The organism is Vibrio sp. 1F255 (assembly GCF_041439145.1).
Taxonomy (GTDB): domain Bacteria; phylum Pseudomonadota; class Gammaproteobacteria; order Enterobacterales; family Vibrionaceae; genus Vibrio; species Vibrio crassostreae_C.
Map to the genome: position 1 here is coordinate 29,886 of NZ_JBGONQ010000025.1, position 17,729 is coordinate 47,614.

General features: G+C 43.6%; 14 protein-coding genes and 1 pseudogene. 4 read left to right on the forward strand and 11 right to left on the reverse strand.

The genetic code is table 11. From position 1 onward, the window contains the following. Positions 1–212: 212 nt before the first annotated feature. Both gcvT and ACED41_RS14445 read right to left on the reverse strand, forming a co-directional pair. Positions 213–1,346 carry a glycine cleavage system aminomethyltransferase GcvT gene (gene gcvT / locus ACED41_RS14440; RefSeq protein ID WP_136973503.1) on the reverse strand — a complete coding sequence of 378 codons (1,134 nt, stop codon included), beginning with the start codon at positions 1,344–1,346 and terminating at the stop codon, positions 213–215. A 447-nt stretch (positions 1,347–1,793) separates the two neighbouring features. After that, positions 1,794–2,417 (reverse strand): helix-turn-helix domain-containing protein, encoded by a 624-nt coding sequence (locus ACED41_RS14445; RefSeq protein ID WP_371725177.1) that lies wholly within the window; start codon positions 2,415–2,417, stop codon positions 1,794–1,796. A gap of 440 nt (positions 2,418–2,857) precedes the next feature. On the opposite strand from ACED41_RS14445, the gene ACED41_RS14450 reads away from it, so the two are divergent. The 3 genes from ACED41_RS14450 to gcvP all read left to right on the forward strand — a co-directional run bounded on the left by ACED41_RS14450 (position 2,858) and on the right by gcvP (position 7,551). Further along, a complete protein-coding gene (locus tag ACED41_RS14450; RefSeq protein ID WP_371725178.1) occupies positions 2,858–4,150 on the forward strand; it encodes a serine hydroxymethyltransferase in 1,293 nt (430 codons plus the stop codon). Between the two features lie 51 nt (positions 4,151–4,201). After that, the gene (gene gcvH / locus ACED41_RS14455) at positions 4,202–4,582 is read left to right on the forward strand and encodes a glycine cleavage system protein GcvH (protein WP_017072176.1); all 381 of its coding nucleotides are present in this window, start codon (positions 4,202–4,204) and stop codon (positions 4,580–4,582) included. A gap of 89 nt (positions 4,583–4,671) precedes the next feature. Continuing rightward, the gene (gene gcvP / locus ACED41_RS14460) at positions 4,672–7,551 is read left to right on the forward strand and encodes an aminomethyl-transferring glycine dehydrogenase (RefSeq protein WP_371725179.1); all 2,880 of its coding nucleotides are present in this window, start codon (positions 4,672–4,674) and stop codon (positions 7,549–7,551) included. Between the two features lie 145 nt (positions 7,552–7,696). Here gcvP and ACED41_RS14465 read toward each other — a convergent pair whose 3' ends face one another. From ACED41_RS14465 to ACED41_RS14475, 3 genes are all read right to left on the reverse strand, one after another. Further along, positions 7,697–8,530, reverse strand: a complete 834-nt coding sequence (locus ACED41_RS14465; protein WP_371725180.1) for an alpha/beta hydrolase — start codon at positions 8,528–8,530, stop codon at positions 7,697–7,699. A gap of 338 nt (positions 8,531–8,868) precedes the next feature. Then, entirely contained in the window at positions 8,869–9,303 is a 435-nt protein-coding gene (locus ACED41_RS14470) for a hypothetical protein (RefSeq protein ID WP_017060487.1), read from the reverse strand. Between the two features lie 140 nt (positions 9,304–9,443). Beyond that, a complete protein-coding gene (locus ACED41_RS14475; protein WP_017060488.1) occupies positions 9,444–10,037 on the reverse strand; it encodes a hypothetical protein in 594 nt (197 codons plus the stop codon). Positions 10,038–10,450: 413 nt separating this feature from the next. Between ACED41_RS14475 and ACED41_RS14480 the strand changes: the two genes are divergently transcribed. Beyond that, positions 10,451–11,833: an MATE family efflux transporter gene (locus tag ACED41_RS14480; RefSeq protein WP_371725181.1), complete on the forward strand. Its 1,383-nt coding sequence runs from the start codon at positions 10,451–10,453 to the stop codon at positions 11,831–11,833. Positions 11,834–11,930: 97 nt separating this feature from the next. Here the strand turns inward: ACED41_RS14480 and ACED41_RS14485 are convergent, their stop codons facing one another. From ACED41_RS14485 to ACED41_RS14510, 6 genes and pseudogenes are all read right to left on the reverse strand, one after another. Next, positions 11,931–12,494 carry a type II secretion system protein gene (locus ACED41_RS14485; protein WP_081008980.1) on the reverse strand — a complete coding sequence of 188 codons (564 nt, stop codon included), beginning with the start codon at positions 12,492–12,494 and terminating at the stop codon, positions 11,931–11,933. A 413-nt stretch (positions 12,495–12,907) separates the two neighbouring features. Then, a pseudogene (locus ACED41_RS14490) lies at positions 12,908–13,762 on the reverse strand (DUF1254 domain-containing protein); the annotation flags it as partial. A gap of 226 nt (positions 13,763–13,988) precedes the next feature. Beyond that, entirely contained in the window at positions 13,989–14,615 is a 627-nt protein-coding gene (locus ACED41_RS14495; protein WP_017066602.1) for a LysE family translocator, read from the reverse strand. Between the two features lie 234 nt (positions 14,616–14,849). Beyond that, entirely contained in the window at positions 14,850–15,713 is an 864-nt protein-coding gene (locus ACED41_RS14500) for a delta-class carbonic anhydrase (RefSeq protein ID WP_017072180.1), read from the reverse strand. 356 nt (positions 15,714–16,069) lie between these two features. Beyond that, positions 16,070–16,531 (reverse strand): hypothetical protein, encoded by a 462-nt coding sequence (locus ACED41_RS14505; protein ID WP_029235242.1) that lies wholly within the window; start codon positions 16,529–16,531, stop codon positions 16,070–16,072. Between the two features lie 226 nt (positions 16,532–16,757). After that, positions 16,758–17,558, reverse strand: a complete 801-nt coding sequence (locus ACED41_RS14510; protein WP_065583740.1) for a hypothetical protein — start codon at positions 17,556–17,558, stop codon at positions 16,758–16,760. Positions 17,559–17,729: the final 171 nt, after the last annotated feature.

Consider the following 17,729-nt stretch of genomic DNA (forward strand, 5'->3'; position numbering starts at 1 on the left):
ATCGTGATTATAGTAAGTATTTGTAACGATATCGCCACATATCTCATTTTATAAACGAATTTTAAGTAACCGTTGTTAGTGGGTAACGTTAAAAGCAATACGTTACCAAAGACATACGCTACCAAAATCAAAAAAGCCTACCGTTAGGCTTCCCAATAAAGAGAAGCAAACAATAGGCTTTCATTTAGCTTAGTGGTTTCTCTTAAAAGAGATTAGCCACGATAGTAACGCTGAGGTACGAATGGCATTTTTTCTACTGTCATTGGTAGCTTCTTGCCACGAACTTCAGCGAATACTTTAGTGCCAATAACCGCTAGGTCAGTACGAACGTAAGCCATAGAAACAGGCTTGCCCGCGTTAGGACCCGCAGTACCACTTGTTACAACGCCAATCTTGTTGTCTTCAGCATCGAACAGCTCAGCGCCTTCACGTACTGGTGCTTTAGTCTGACCAACAAGACCAACACGCTTGCGTTGAACGTCTTTAGTCGCGATTTGCTCAAGGATGATATCAGCGCCAGGGAAACCGCCTGCACGTTCACCGTCAGTACGACGCACTTTTTGGATACCCCATAAAAGGCTAGCTTCTACCGGCGTTGTTGTTGTATCTAGATCGTGACCGTACAGACATAGACCACACTCAAGACGAAGTGAGTCACGAGCACCAAGGCCAATCCACTCTACTTCTGCTTCTGATGTTAGTTTACGAGCAAGTGCTTCAGCGTGATCGTTCGGTACTGAGATTTCGTAGCCATCTTCACCGGTATAACCACTGCGGCTTACGATGCACTCTACGCCGTCGATATCGACTTTTTGAACATCCATGAACAGCATGTCTGCAACGCTTGGTTGGAAGCGAGCCAGAACTTCAGACGCTTTCGGACCTTGAAGTGCTAATAGAGCGCGGTCATCAATCACTTCCATTTTTACGTCTGCAGGAAGGTGAGCCGTTAGGTGGTCGATATCTTGTGTTTTACACGCCGCGTTCACAACAACAAATAGGTGATCGCCAAGGTTAGCAACCATAAGATCATCCATGATGCCGCCCTGTTCATTAGTAAAGAAGGCGTAGCGCTGCTTACCAGAAGGCAGGTCGATAATATCTACTGGAACCAGAGATTCTAAAACAGCGGCTGCATTTTCACCGTGTAGACGCAGTTGCCCCATGTGAGAAACATCAAAAAGACCAGCAGCGTCACGAGTGTGTAAGTGCTCTTTCTTTACACCTAGTGGATACTGAACTGGCATGTCGTAGCCAGCAAAAGGAACCATTTTTGCGCCGACTTCAACGTGAAGTGCATGCAGAGGTGTTTTTAGTAGGTCTTGATTAGCGTGTTCTTGAGTCATTTTATTCTCCATGAAGCGTTGCAGGCTTTCCAAATCGAATCTGCCGCTTATATCTCTATTTAGAGTCGCCTCTAACGATATGGGTTAACGTTAGAAACAGTAGATAGTAAAAAGTGATGTCTTCTATATAGGCTTTTATTACTAGCGATATAAAAAGAGGCTTCTGTATAAAAGCTATACGACTCACTTTCTAAGAATTCACTTCAGTAAACTTCAATCAACATGAGTAAACCGTGTTCACTATAGTAAACAAGCCTGAGTCAGTTTTACACCCTTAACAAGATTAAAACAGCTCAAAATGTGATATTTAACAATTTAAAAACAACTTTCAGTCGCATACAAAAACGCGATATTGATGCTTTTCACACCAACATCGCGTCTTTTGGCAAACGTTAGAAACAAAAGCAAACGTTTGCATTCACTATAAGAAATTCTAACTTTGTTAACTTATTTTGCAGTCACCCACAAAATCAGTGCATCTTCTGTACTAGTAGAAATCAACATATGCCCCATGTTGGCGTCGTAATACATGCTGTCACCTTCGCTCATGGGTACCGGCTCATAGAATTCTGAGTAGAACATCACATCACCAGAGATCACCATCAAGAACTCCTCACCATCGTGGCGAACCCAATCGTTATACTCTTCAAAGGTGCGTGCTCTCACTCGGCTCTTGAACGGCATCATCTTCTTATTCGAAAGTTCTGTCGCGAGCAGTTCATGCTCGTAAGTCGGAGTTGGGTGAGGTTTGCCCTGACCTGCTTTAGTTAAGTCACGACGTCCTGTGGCAACCTTTTTTTTTGGTGGCTCAAAGAGTTGCGGCATATCAATTTGCAAACCCATAGCCAATTTCTGCATCGCTTGGAACGTCGGTGAGATTTGTTCGTTCTCGATTTTACTCAGCGTAGAGCGCGCCAAACCAGTACGTTGGCTCGCCTCTTCTAACGTAATGCCCAGCTTGCTGCGGATATCTTTAATACGCTGGCCGAGCCTAAGTGGTTCGATATTCTGATCTAACGTCTCTTTCGCCAACGTTAAAGATGGGTACTCATCATAAATGTCTTCTGACATAGGTCCCTCATTCATTTCTTACTTCCTGTCTATTGATTTCATTGTTGCATGAAGCGCTTTGTTGATTAAAGAGCACACAGGGAAATAAAGCGTGCTCCCTGTAGCAAAACGAGAAAATCTGTTTCCTATTGGAAATTTTTGTTGAAAATTGATTTTATCGGAGCTATGTTATCGACTTGTTAGATGAAGAGATGCTACTTCAGCTTGCAGCAAGTGATAGATTTAACATTTGTAAGAGCTGTTTTTTACCCGAAATTTTTGGGAACCAATTCGTGCTGCATTGACCCTACAACGATCGCTTTGACGCTATGGTCGTATAAATAAGAAGCAACGCACTATTTATACACCTATACAACGCAAACGATACCGATGCAGAAATCAACGTAAGACCTAATGGACTATAAAAACAATCACCATTAGCTTAATGAAAGGTCTCGACAATGAACGCTTATCAAAACCATAGCTTAGACAGTTTTTTCTCTACGAACCTATCTGCGACTGACGACGCAGTATTTGCTGGAATCCAAGCAGAGAACACTCGTCAAAACGAACAAATCGAACTTATTGCTTCTGAGAACATCGTTTCTAAAGCAGTAATGCAAGCTCAAGGCACTTGCCTTACCAACAAATACGCAGAAGGCTACCCAGGTCGTCGTTACTACGGTGGTTGTGAGCACGTAGATACAGTAGAAGCTATTGCGATTGAACGTGCTAAACAGCTATTCAAGTGTGAATACGCGAACGTACAACCTCACTCAGGTGCTCAAGCGAACGGCGCAGTTAAACTTGCCCTACTTCAACCTGGCGACACTATCCTAGGTATGTCTCTTGACGCTGGTGGTCACCTTACGCACGGTGCACGCCCTGCGCTTTCAGGCAAATGGTTCAACGCAGTTCAATACGGCGTAGACCGCGACACTCTTGAAATCGATTACGAAGCGGTACGCGCTCTCGCTATCGAATGCCAACCTAAAATGATTATTGCAGGTGGTAGTGCTATCCCACGCGTTATCGACTTCGCTAAATTCCGCGAAATCGCTGACGAAGTTGGCGCTATCCTTATGGTAGATATGGCACACATCGCGGGTCTTATCGCGACAGGTGCTCACCCTAGCCCACTACCACACGCACACGTTGTTACAACAACAACGCACAAAACACTTCGTGGCCCACGCGGCGGTATGATTCTGACGAACCACGAAGGCATCAACAAAAAGATCAACTCTGCAGTGTTCCCTGGCCTACAAGGCGGCCCACTCATGCACGTTATCGCGGCTAAAGCAGTGGCGTTTGGCGAAGCACTTGGCCCAGAATTTAATACTTATATTGATTCAGTGATCGACAACGCAAAAGTTCTTGCTGAAGTGTTGCAAACTCGCGGTTGTGACATTGTGACTGGCGGAACAGACACGCACCTAATGCTGGTTGACCTTCGTCCTAAGGGCTTGAAAGGTAACGTAACTGAAGAGGCATTAGAGCGTGCAGGGATCACATGTAACAAAAATGGTATACCATTCGATTCAGAGAAGCCTATGATTACCTCTGGCATTCGTTTAGGTACGCCAGCTGGAACCAGTCGTGGTTTTGGCACTGAAGAATTCAAACTTATCGGTGAATGGATCGGCGATGTACTTGATGGCTTAGTTGAAAGCCCTGAAGGCAACGCTGAAGTTGAGCAACGTGTTCGCAAGCAAGTTAAAGAGCTTTGCAAGCGCTTCCCTCTTTACCGTTAGACCGTTTTTAAGATTTAAATTAAAACCTCATAAATTTTTGGAGAATAAGCAATGGACAATACACTAAAGTTTGCAGACAGCCACGAGTGGGTAAAAGACAACGGTGACGGTACTGTAACTATCGGTATTTCTGAGCACGCTCAAGAGATGCTAGGTGACGTTGTGTTTGTTGACCTGCCTGACACTGACGACGAAATCGAAGCTGGCGAAAGCTTCTCTCTAGTTGAGTCAGTGAAAGCTGCTTCTGATATCTACGCACCAATCTCTGGCGAAATCGTAGAAATCAACGAAGAATTAGAAGATAGCCCAGAGCTAATCAACGAAGAACCTTATGAAGGTGGCTGGATTGTTAAAGTGAAGATGTCTGATGCGTCTGAACTAGACAACCTTAAAGATGCGGAAGAATACCTAAGCTCTATCGAAGAAGACTAATAGGTAACCTCATTACGATAAAGCTGCTCTTTTGAGCAGCTTAATTTTAGGGGCTAGCTCACGGCTCCAGAGAGAAAGTAGAACATATCATGACTGAATTACTTCAAAGCCAATTACTGAAAGACCTGGGTACTCAAAACGAGTTTGTTGCTCGTCATAACGGCCCAAATAAAGCAGACCAGCAAAAAATGCTTGAAGCGATCAACGCGACTAGCCTAGACGCACTGATCGACGAAACGGTTCCTGCACAAATCCGTCTTGAAAAACCAATGACACTTGCTGCGCCACTAAGCGAAATGGACATGCTGGCCTCTCTTAAAGAGATCGCTAACCTAAACCAAGTGAAACGTACTTTCATTGGCCAAGGCTACTACAACACATTCACTCCAAACGTTATTCTACGTAACGTTTTAGAGAACCCAGGCTGGTACACAGCTTACACACCATACCAACCAGAGATCTCTCAAGGTCGTCTTGAAGCTCTACTAAATTACCAACAAATGGTAATGGACCTTACAGGTATGGAAATCGCAAACGCATCACTTCTTGATGAAGCGACAGCGGCTGGCGAAGCAATGACACTGTGTAAGCGTGCAGGTAAAAGCAAGAGCAAAGTATTCTTCGTTGCTGACGATGTTCACCCTCAAACACTAGAAGTTGTTAAAACTCGTGCTGAGTACATCGGTTTTGAAGTAATGGTTGGCGCTCTTGAAACACTTCCAGAGCAAGACGTATTTGGTGCATTAGTTCAATACCCTGGTACAACGGGCGAAGTTCGTGACCTAACAGACATCATTGCGAAAGCTCAAGCAAACAAAACTCTAGTCACCGTTGCTACTGACCTACTCGCATCTGCTCTACTTAAGCCTGCTGGCGAAATGGGCGCAGACGTAGTAATCGGTTCAGCACAACGTTTCGGCGTTCCTATGGGGTACGGCGGTCCACACGCTGCATTCATGGGTACTCGTGAAAAGCATAAGCGTACAATGCCAGGTCGTGTAATCGGTGTTTCTATCGATACTCACGGTAACCAAGCGCTACGTATGGCAATGCAAACTCGTGAGCAACACATCCGCCGCGAGAAAGCGACATCGAACATCTGTACAGCTCAAGCACTTCTAGCAAACATGGCGTCTTTCTACGCGGTTTACCACGGTGCAGAAGGCCTACGTACTATCGCTCGTCGTACACACCACATGACAGCTATCCTAGCGGCTGGCCTGACTAAAGCGGGTTACGAGCTAACAAACAACAGCTTCTTCGATACCATCACAATCAACTCTGAAGAGAAGACAGATGCACTGTACGCGAAAGCACAAGCAGCAGACATCAACTTGCGCCTTCTTAAAGGTAAGATCGGTATCAGCTTAGATGAAACAACCACAGTCGACGACGTGAACGCATTGTTCGCTATCTTCGAGGTGAAAGAAGACGTTCAAGCACTATCTTCTGACATTGCATCAAACGAATTTGCGGCAATTCCAGAAAACTGTCGTCGTGAATCAGAGTTCCTAACTCACCCAGTGTTCAACACGCACCACAGCGAAACGCAAATGATGCGTTACCTAAAACAGCTTGAGAACAAAGACTTCTCACTAACGCACGGCATGATCCCACTGGGCAGCTGTACGATGAAGCTGAACGCTGCTGCTGAGATGATTCCAGTAACATGGCCTGAGTTTGGTTCAATTCACCCATTCGCACCTCTTGATCAAGCAGCGGGTTACACAGCGCTAGCGAAAGATCTTAAAGAGAAGCTATGTGAAATCACCGGTTACGACGATTTCTCACTACAGCCTAACTCTGGTGCATCTGGCGAATACGCAGGTCTAATCGCGATTCAACGTTACCACGCAAGCCGCGGTGAAGCTCACCGTAACGTTTGTCTGATTCCAAGCTCTGCGCACGGTACTAACCCTGCAACAGCATCAATGGTTTCAATGAAGGTAGTGGTTGTTAAGTGTGATGAAGATGGCAACATCGACATGACTGACCTAGCAGCGAAAATCGAGAAGCACAAAGAAAACCTATCAAGTATCATGATCACTTACCCTTCTACGCACGGCGTATACGAAGAGCAAGTGAAAGAAGTGTGTGAACAAGTACACGCAGCGGGCGGTCAGGTTTACCTAGACGGCGCGAACATGAACGCTCAAGTAGGTCTAACTTCACCTGGCTTCATCGGTTCAGACGTATCTCACTTGAACCTACACAAAACATTCTGTATCCCACACGGTGGTGGCGGTCCGGGTATGGGTCCTATCGGTGTTAAATCGCACCTAGCACCTTTCCTACCAGGTCACATCGAAAACGGTGTACAAGGTTCTGACTACGCGGTATCAGCTGCAGATCTAGGTAGTGCTTCAATCCTACCGATCTCTTGGGCTTACATCGCAATGATGGGCGAACCTGGCCTAACAGACGCAACGAAAGTAGCGATTCTGAACGCGAACTACGTGATGGAGAAACTACGTCCTCACTACCCTGTTCTTTACCGTGGCACTAACGGCCGCGTAGCGCACGAATGTATTATCGATATTCGTCCGCTTAAAGAAGACACAGGCATCAGCGAAGAAGATATTGCTAAGCGTCTAATGGACTTCGGTTTCCACGCACCTACTATGTCTTTCCCAGTAGCAGGCACACTAATGGTCGAGCCAACTGAGTCTGAAGATTTAGAAGAGCTAGACCGTTTTTGTGAAGCGATGATCGCAATCCGTCACGAAATGGCAGCAGTGAAAGCCGGAGAATGGCCACTAGACAACAACCCTCTAGTGAACGCACCACACACACAAGTTGACATTTCAGGCGCAGAATGGGATCGCCCTTACTCTCGCGAACTGGCTTGCTTCCCATCGAAAGCAACGAAGAACTCGAAGTACTGGCCTACTGTTAACCGTGTAGACAACGTATACGGCGACCGTAACCTAATCTGTTCTTGCCCAAGCATCGACAACTACGAAGACTAATTTTTGTAGATTTTAGATAAACAAAAGCGAACCACTTGGTTCGCTTTTTTGTTTTTGGAGAATCAATCATTTCAAGCTGAGAAGTAAAGATCGCGCCAGCTAACCAACAATTCACATATTGACTTTTATTATCGTTGTTGAATATCTAAGTTTTGGTGCTATTTGTAACGCCAGTAATAAACTTATCTACTTCCGTATAGAACTTGGCCGGATCGTTTTGCACCCAGTGGTTTGCGCCCTCGAATGAAACATTGTCTAACGTACTAATAAACACTTTCGCACGTTCACAACTCTCTAGGCTGTCAGTACCCCAAAAATATACTTTAGGTATGGATAAGTTTTCGAAGATTTGTCCCCAGCCAACCACGCCACGGATATCTTGAGTCGCATGTTGCCCGTAGATTTCACTGGCGGTTTGCCCAAGAACCTCTGGCTCACATCGTCTAACTGACGAAAGATACTTAACACCCGCTCCGTGCCCCCAAACCATGGCAAAACGTTTTGCGAAACCTTCTCCTTTCACCCAGTTCGCAAATTTGTCAGTGCTTAGTTCAGAGTATGTGTCTGCAATAATCTGGGATAGGATGATGCTTTCTTCATGCAGCCCGCCTTCAGCATTAATGAAACCACGCACGATACCTTTCGTATCGTATTCACAGACCAACGTCGATGTATCGCCTCCCCAAGAGTGCCCAAGTAGAAAACAATCATGGATGTTCAATTGGTCGAGTGCTTTCAATATTCGCTTTGCTTGGCTTTCTGTTGAGTGGGATACATTTGAAGCAGGAGAATAGCCATAACCACACAGGTCGAACATGACTAAGTTGTAATTCGGGAGCCAATCTAACGCGTCGGCAAAACATAAATGTGACTCACCCAACCCATGAATCAACACCAGTGTTTCCTGAGACTCTTTGATGTAGGTCGACAAGCAATAAAGCTGGTCACCATCAATCTCTAACCACTTTTCTATCAGCACATTACCCTCTCACTTCTAATCGCAGAATTTGGATTTATCATAACGAATCCAACACGATAAGAAAGGTTAATTTGGTGAAGTTTTATAAACTCATTGACCTTACCGTAAGGGAAAGGTTTAAGGTGAAATGAATGCAACGATGAATGAGGAAACGATGATGGGATGTTGTAACAAAGCGCCAAAAGGTGGCGCCCCTCTTGGCTTGCTTCTAAAAGTCACGCTTGGGATTGGACTTTTCGTGTTTCTGCTGGCGTTGTGGCAGTAGGATTATATATGGCGCTAAATTAGAAGCTAAGAAGTGATGGAAAGCAAAAGATAAATGGCGCCATTATAGTTTGTTAGGTTTTTAATATCGCCATTGTTTCCTGTATTAGAAGCTGTTGTTCGAAGTACTGACGAAAGGTACTATGAAGTTCTTGAATCCAGTATTCACTGTTATCCGTTTCCAGAAACTTCATAGCTTTTTCTGGGATTGGCGCTTTTTGATAGTGAAATGTAGCATTTCGAAAAAGCCGCAAAGAATCAACAAAATCTTCTGCTTCCAGTAATGAATCGACTTTTTCATCGGAACTCTTTAGCTCCCGATAACCTTCAACTACGACGTACAACAAAGAATAAAAAACAGAAACCCGACGAAACGAAGAATACAGCTGAGATATTTTTTGGATCTCGTTAGGAAAGCCCTCATCTGTCGGAATATCAGAGTTGATAACAACTTTTACAGCGTCTGCATTTAACCAATGTGAATACAAAGCAACCATACTTGATTTCATAATGCCTCCTTAAAATCTAACGCCTGCTGTAAGTGGTAAGTAAAGCAATAGGATGCTTACGCACATCACCTTAAAACACTAAGCGCAACCCATAGTAAAAACGCCACTCGTTGCGAATCATCCTTCAATTATTGCTAAGCCTATTTCAACGTGAATTTCGAGATTTCGAGTTTATGTTCCGCACTATATTTTTCAATTTCAGAAACAAATTCTTCGAAATCACTTTTACTTTTAACTTGAACGAAACTGGAATACAAAAAGTGATACTGATTATCTCCAATGTACGGACGGAGGATTTGCATATTCTCAAATGAGTACTTTCTAACCTTCAGTGTTGACGATTGACTAGAAAATATAAACAAAGACAAAGTAACTAAACATATACTAGTAAACACGCCTGTCCAGCCCTCGACATATGTCAAAAGCCAAGCATTCACCGCCCTCGTAAACCAACTATTTTTAATCGATTTGGTTGCGTTAAATAAGCATACAAAGCCAATGAGAAATAGAAGAATAAAAATAACACTATTTGACTGACCACCATACTCAACAGTAGAAGCATTTGCATAAATTGCATTTTCATAGCTACTTGATATTGATGAGAAAAAGTAAGTAATTACCCCTGAAATATAGCTCAGTAAAGGTGAAAGCAGCTTTTCCCAGACACCACTACCAATCGCACCAACTAAAATGGTTCCCAATACTGCAGCGAAAAGCTTAAAAATTTTTAACACTATTAACACCATTCTTAGTTTAGAAATTAACTGTAGGCATAACAGTTATTAGACTGGAAAATCCCGGAATTTAAATACAGAATCTTTCTATCTAGTTTTTATGCCATCAATTGTACTAGCTTTTATCTTTCCATAACAATTACTTATACCGAAGCATTAGTGATTAGCGTGGCAAATATAGAATTTACTGGTCGAGTATAATTTCCACTAAATCATAAACTTACGTGCGTTAACCCTGTGTTTTGACCATCAGAACCTATCCGTACCTCTGAGCAAGTGGAACTCTATAAATCTAATGCTTGACCCTATACGGTAAGGTGTTTATATTGTCGCCCGCCCAACGGGCACATCCTAAAATGCACACCGGCCATCCTGCCATCATTCGTGTATTTATATTGGTGTTGTGAACTTCCATGCTAACGAAACTTCGTCCTTTTACTCGTGAATCGGGTGCACTTATGCATCTTTCGGTTCCAATCATTTTGACTCAAATAGCGACCCAAGCGATGGGATTTGTCGATACGACGATGGCTGGCCAAGTAAGCCCTGCCGACCTCGCCGCTATTGCACTCGGCACAAGCCTTTGGATTCCTGTATTGCTGCTACTACGTGGTGTGATTATGGCCTTAACACCCGTTGTTGCTTACCACCGCGGTGCACGCGACTTTCAAAGTATCTCTGTTGAATTCTTCCAGATGGTTTGGTTGGCATTAATCGCGAGTGTGCTACTTATCGCTTACTTAGTGAGTGCGAAACCGATCTTAGAATGGATTGGTGTTGCCGCTGAGATCATTCCAATTGGCAGTGATTATGCGTTCGCCCTCGCCTTTGGTGTGCCGGGTATTGCCCTGTTCTACACCTTGAATGGCTTCTGTGAGGGTATGAACAACACCAAAGTGCCGATGATCATTTCTGTGGTTGGTTTGTTGGTGAATATTCCGGTCAACTACGTGCTTATTTACGGTAAGTTTGGCTTCCCTGAAATGGGCGCTGTGGGTTGTGGCTGGGCGACAAGCTTGGTCTATTGGTTAATGTCAGGAATGCTGTATTCCTACATTAAAGGTCATCACCACTACAAAATCATTATTAGTTTTGCAGACGCTAAACCAAAAGCAAAAGAGATGCTTCACCTTCTAAGGTTAGGTTTACCTATCGGTATGAACATCGCGGTGTGTGGCAGTATCTTTGCGGTAATCGCTCTGATGATTGGCCGTATTGGTGCAGAGAACGTAGCAGCAGCACAAATTGCACTGAATATATCGAGCCTAACTTACGTGATTCCAATGAGTATCTCGTTTGGTATTACGATTCGTGTCGGACACGCACTAGGCGAGAAAGACGAACTAGGCGCAATTGAACGCAGCAAAGTCGGTATCTTGGTTGCAGCGTTAATTTCATTACTTTCGGTTGCGATGTTCTTGCTGTTCCCAGAGTGGATCATTAGGCTTTACACAACCGACCCTGCAATTAGCGCAACAGCAGCAGTATTGTTGACCTTTACGGCAATGTACCAATTCAGCGATGCATTGCAAACGTCTGCTAACGGCGCACTGCGTGGCTATAAAGACACTAAGATCCCGATGATCTTAGCTATCGCTTCATACTGGGGCTTAGCACTACCATTAGGTATGGTGTTGGGCTTAACAGACCACATTGTTCCAGCAATGGGTGAAGAAGGCTTTTGGATTGGTATCCTGACGGGCTTGAGCGTTTCAGCGACGCTGATGTTAATTCGCTTACGACACGTGATTAAGAAACGTGACTTGCCACCAGCAAGTGCTCCATTGGCAAACTAAGATAGGTCAATAAGCTAGTAGAAAAAAGCGCGTTATTGCTACTCGGCAATAACGCGCTTTTTTATTGAATTTCTATAAACCAGATGATGTGCTTGGTTTAACACTCATCGTTCATAACGCGAACTGTACACTCACAACCATCTACTGGACATGTGTCTCCACTTGTCCTGCCGCCAAAAGAATCATAGATAACATAACAACCCGAAGGTAAGGCATCGTCGGTAATATTATTGCTGTTCAGGTCTGCGTCACTAAAAGGTTGATTGTATCCGACTACCGTATGTCTATTTCCATAATCTGAGATAATACTGTCATCATCTGACAAGGTAAGGAAATCGAGCATTTTTAACTTGTCTCCGGACTCCCCTCGGCTTTCAGGGCAAAGTGTTCCCCAATCGACTTCAACGCTACCGATACCAAAATCAATTACATAGTTGCTCTGATCACCTGGGTTTGTTGCGTCCGGATTAAGCCCAACAATAATGGCTTTAGAAGTCACCTGCGTGATAACACCTTCCATCGCACCAGCAACACCTTCAAGTACCGCTTCTCTTGCTGACTCTTGAATATTGAGGAATCTCGGGGCTGCTGTAACGGCCAATACTCCAAGTATCACGATCACAATGATTAATTCCATTAAAGTAAATCCATTTTTCTTCATGACATCCGCATCTTTTGATAACTTAAATATTCAATAATCCAATGAATTACCTATAACTATACACCTCAAATAGGACTCATAACACTCCACGGCTATCGCTTTTTATAACGCTGGTTGTGGTATTTGTTCCCTTTAGAGGCTGAAAAGATAACTGGAAGCGTTATCACATAAGGTGTCAGCGGGTTTAAATTCGATCAAATGCGTGGTGCAACTGAAAGTATCGATGGAAGAAGGTTTAATTGATTTATTTGAACTGAGGCTCGCTGCGTATAATCAAAGTTAGACCATTTTTGAGTTGCCCTTTGTGTTTCTACACTTAAGAAAGCAAGAAATGAAATAGAATCCATAAAAAAGCGCGTTATTGCCATTTGGTAATAACGCGCATCTATAATCGTTGTACGACTATCGCAACATTAGTTCACTGCTTTCACGTAAGGAAGCACTCGGAATCCATCACGTACTTTTTGGCTTGGAATGTAATGACGGAAAGCTAAGTTAAACACACCAGAATCGTTTTCTGTTTTGATGTTGTTTACTGCATCATCACCACAACCAAAGCTTACGGTGTAAGTGCCGTCTGCATTTTTCTCAGCCGTGTTTGAGCTTACGTTCGCCACTTCACCAAACATGAAACCTTGCTTGTTGTAGACCGTTACCGACCAAAACGCTTGGTTCTTAGGATCATCAAAGGTTGCCTGATGACAAGTGTCTGCTGGGAAGTTACCAGAGACTTCGTAAATATTGTCATCTAACTGCGCGCCACCCCAACCGATAGCCGCACCCACTGCGTACTTCTCTTTGGTAAACATCTCTTTTGAAGCATCTTCAGGGCTGGTAAACATACCAAACGTCGCCTGAGCACCATCGCGTTTCAGTAGTTTCGGCATTTCCATTTTAAGGTTTTTCTCTACCTCATCGAATGATTTCTCATCCACTTGCATTGCCATAAATTTCCCGTCTGCTTTTGCATCAATGCTCATTTTATCTTGGATTTCATGAACTTCATTTTTCGAGAATGTCGCGTCGGTACGAACAATGACGTAAACGTGATCACCGCTATGAGTAGAAAGATCAAACGTACCTGAACCGTATTGCATTGACTGAATGCGGTGATCTTCAGTAATCACTTCCATCGACATGTACTTGCCTTCAGGGATCTCAGGTAACGTGACGGTCGCCCCCTTTGATACATTAATTACTGCCATTGAGTAGTAGGTGTCTCGGTTCATTCGAACCACATCCTGTTCATCTGTTGGCGTTAGCTCGCGTTACGTTCCTCTCTTTGATTAAAACACTTAACGACACCAATAAGTTTAAATCCAGCCGAGAAAGCTGTTGTTCGATAGTCATCATAAGACATGCATCTGAGTAATATCACTCGTTAAATAATTGCACCATTGTGACTAACAAACAAGTCTCTGTTTAAACGATGGCATTTATATCCAACTAAAAAGGCGAACCCATCGGTTCGCCTTTTTGTTTAAAGATTCGTATTTATCGATTGATCGCCAAATATGAGCCAGCAGCAATCATTATTCCACCAGCACTTTGGTTTAACCTTTTATGTGCGCGTGGCGTTTTTAACAAACCTGCCATTCTGCCCGCGCCCACAGCGATAAGCATTAAGCCTGACATCAGAGCAACAGATGCTAAAGCAGAAACTAATACGATATCTTGTGAGCGCAGAACAGTCAGATCAATAAAAGTCGGCAAGAACGAAATATAAAACAGAATCACTTTAGGGTTCGATGCTGAAATCAAAAAGCCTTGCGCGAAACTCGCGAGTTCAGATTTCTGACTCTGTTTGGCCGCAAGTTCCGCAGAGCCTTGCACTTCAGGCAGGCTCTTAAACATCTTGTAGCCCAAGTAAATCAAATAAGCTGCACCAACATAGCGAATCACCTCAAACGCAATCGACCAATTCTCGGCAATCGTTGCTAGACCGAAACAGGCAAGCGCAAGGTAAATAAGATCACTGCATATCATACCTAACGAAAGCGTGACGCACTTTCGCCATCCTTGAACCATAGCACGAGCTAAAATGGCAAAGACGCCAGGCCCCGGAGTAATACCAAATACAAACATGGCAATAAAGAATGTAATCGCACTTTCTAATGACATTGGACTGTCCTTTTCTATAACCCAACATAATTGATCATGAACGTATCATGGAGCTTCGATTCTGGTAAAGAACGTTTTTTACTAAATACGATTTACACAACTCATGTATTGAATAAGTGTCGCACGTAATTTACCCACCAGACTTAATTAAACCTAAACCTAAGTACTTTTCGTTAGGGCACAAAAAAGGCGAACCTATTGGCTCGCCTTAATCATTTTGTTCGCCAGAATCGTTTAGTCGTTACGAATGGGTGATAACAACTCAGGGTTAACCACCAAATTTCTCACACCGTGGGCGTGATCTTCGTTAAAGTCATTGCCTTCACACCAGCTACCTACTGTCGCGATATTTACTTTCGCGACTTGTGGTCTAACGCTCCATGTTACTTGGAAAGGTGAACCTTGCTCATTATAACCAGGACCCGTTGTAGAGCCTGCGTATTGGATCGCTGAGCCCGTATCTTGTGGGATGTTTGGTGCTTGGTGTAAGCCGTTCACTTTTGAATGTTTAGCGAGCGCTTCAAAGTCGGGTGCTTTGTCGTCATTCACTAATACGTAAACTTGGGTTTCTACACGCAGTTGCGGGTTGGTAATCGCATCGTTAAAACAAGCACCCAGTGTTTCACCCGGTTCAACTTGCGCCGTTGAATAAACATAGTGAACTTCAATGGTGTCACCCGAATGCAAAGAACCATGCTCGCTCGGACAAACCTTGCCCTCAAATGGTTTCAGCTCAGCAGAACTCAGCTTGCCTGTGTATTTAAAGCCACTCTGGAATCCCTTACCATCACCGTTACCAGCGTATTGAGTAAACTCTCCACCTTTATGCTCAGCATTTTTATGGAAGTGAATATTACATAAGTTCATCGCTGTTGAATCAGGGGCATCCGAGAACAGCCTAGTATTTTTACCTTCTAATGAACCCAAATCTCGTGGAGCTTGCGGTCCAAAACCTTGTCCTTGGGTATTTTCAGAAAGCTTCGCTCTTTGTTCTGCGATAACTCCATCTGATACAGACTCATGGTTCGCATCTGATGCATTTGCATGAGCTGACAACATCACCAATGCGGCACTTAAAAACACACTCTTATTCTTCATTTTTCTTCCCTAGAATATTGATAACTAAACCTAAACCTACTTAACAGCAAACATCTTACTATGCTCGTAAGTGAATATAAGAGTTGTCTTTATAAGATTAGATTTCATTGCTTACTTTGGGATGAGTATTAGAACCCTTGATGCATATAACAAGTCAAACAGGGTAAATTCGGCGACTCCCTTCCAGAACTAATAATTCCTATTTTCGTTAACCGTCGCCTGACTCAGCGCTCAGATAAGTGAACACGATTCTTAGGAAGAATGGTGGCCAGATTTAGAAGATCAAAAAAGGCGAACCATCTGGCTCGCCTTCACGTTTCATTCTATCTATTAGGTTGTGGTTCTAAGTTAACGATTTAACCGTTACCGGTGGCAAATATCCCAAACGTCATGACGTTCAATGCATCTGTCACGCCCTCTAGTGATTTAATCACCGTCTTAGTCGGTTTATTATGACGAATAAAATAGCTTCCGATGCCTTTTTCACCGCCACTCTTAGCATCGCTTTCAGTTGTTTCTGTCGCTTCTATTTGAGAAGGCTCCACTGATTCTGGCTCTGCATTGGCGTGAGCTATCGTGTCTTTATTTGAATCAAGGTTAGTGAGTGGTTGATGATTAACGATTGAATCATGGGAAGAATCAACGCTGGTCTCAGCGTTTGTATCCTTTGAAGTCTCGAGATTACTCTCTCCCTCTATACTTTTCGACATAGCGTCTTCGTTGCTCAATGTCTCGTCGTCTAGCTGATGATTACTCGTTGAAGAACAGGCTGTTAAGAAGAACAGGCTAACGATGAATATGAGTAAGTTTCTCATCATAATGATAAAGCACGAATTAATAAAACATTGTTCGATTGTATTTTATTTGGCTGACGACATCCAGTGATAAGCGGAGTAAACACGAACAGTCACGGTCTTGAAGAGTAAACAAAAGCGTACGGGTTTAGTGCTTAAGAATAATAATTCGAGAGCTCAATTAGGTTGCCCGCCGCTTATCATCTGAAAGGTGGTGTCAGTTAGGCTTGGGGATTCACACGCTATAAGCTTAATCTTTACTGGAACACAGTTCAGAGATTCGGTCACACATGGCTTGGTTGACTGCGAAGTGGGTGTTGAGGAATGCTAGTTGGGCAAGTGCCGATTCAGCGGTGCGCTCGTAGCCTTGGGTAAAGGTTGGTAGCAATTGGGCAAACTTAGGGAAGCGTGCTTCTAGCCTTCTATCCGACATAAATTCATCAACGAATTCAGGCTCAGACTGTTCAGTTTGATCCACAAGATCGATCAAACGATCGAGTGCGTAAGATTGAACGAACCGACTGCCCGACAGCTTTTCGCCTCGGTTATAACGAGACATACCCACATAAAGATTGGTTAGAGCCTCACCAATGATCCAATCTTGGGAATTAGTGTCTGTCTCCCCTTTTATTGGTGAAACACAACACTGTGTATCAAATTCATGTTGCTGCCAAACAATACGCCCTTCAGCAAACGGAATGTGCGCTAACTCGTGGGGTTCAAACACTGCAAACTCACAAAAGATTCCGTCAGCGTACAGAACTTTATAGCCATCGACGGTATTTCTCACTGCGTAGTCGATTGAGTGAATATCAGATAGCCAATGCAAACTGTCTAAGAAATACTGCTTGTGCCCTGTTTGCACTATTGCGAAAAAATCGACATCTGAGTACTGATCAAGTCGTTCTGTTTCAATACCTACTGAGCCCAATCCCAGCAAAGCATGAGCCTTACCCGATGCTTCCAAAGACTCCCCAATAGCATCTAAACGCTGGAGTAATTTTTCTGGTGTGTTTATGTGTCTTGTCTGTATCACTTTGTCCGTCTGCATTGCTCAATCCCTATCAAGTTGAATGCCACTCAACCTAACTGATAGTTAGAACATCTAAGAAGCTTAATTTATAAAATGTGTGTTTTGGATAACGATCTGTGCAAGTTATTGTTTGAATTAAGGTGGGATTTAGAGGTGAGAAAGAGTGTGTACAAGCTATAAACAACACTC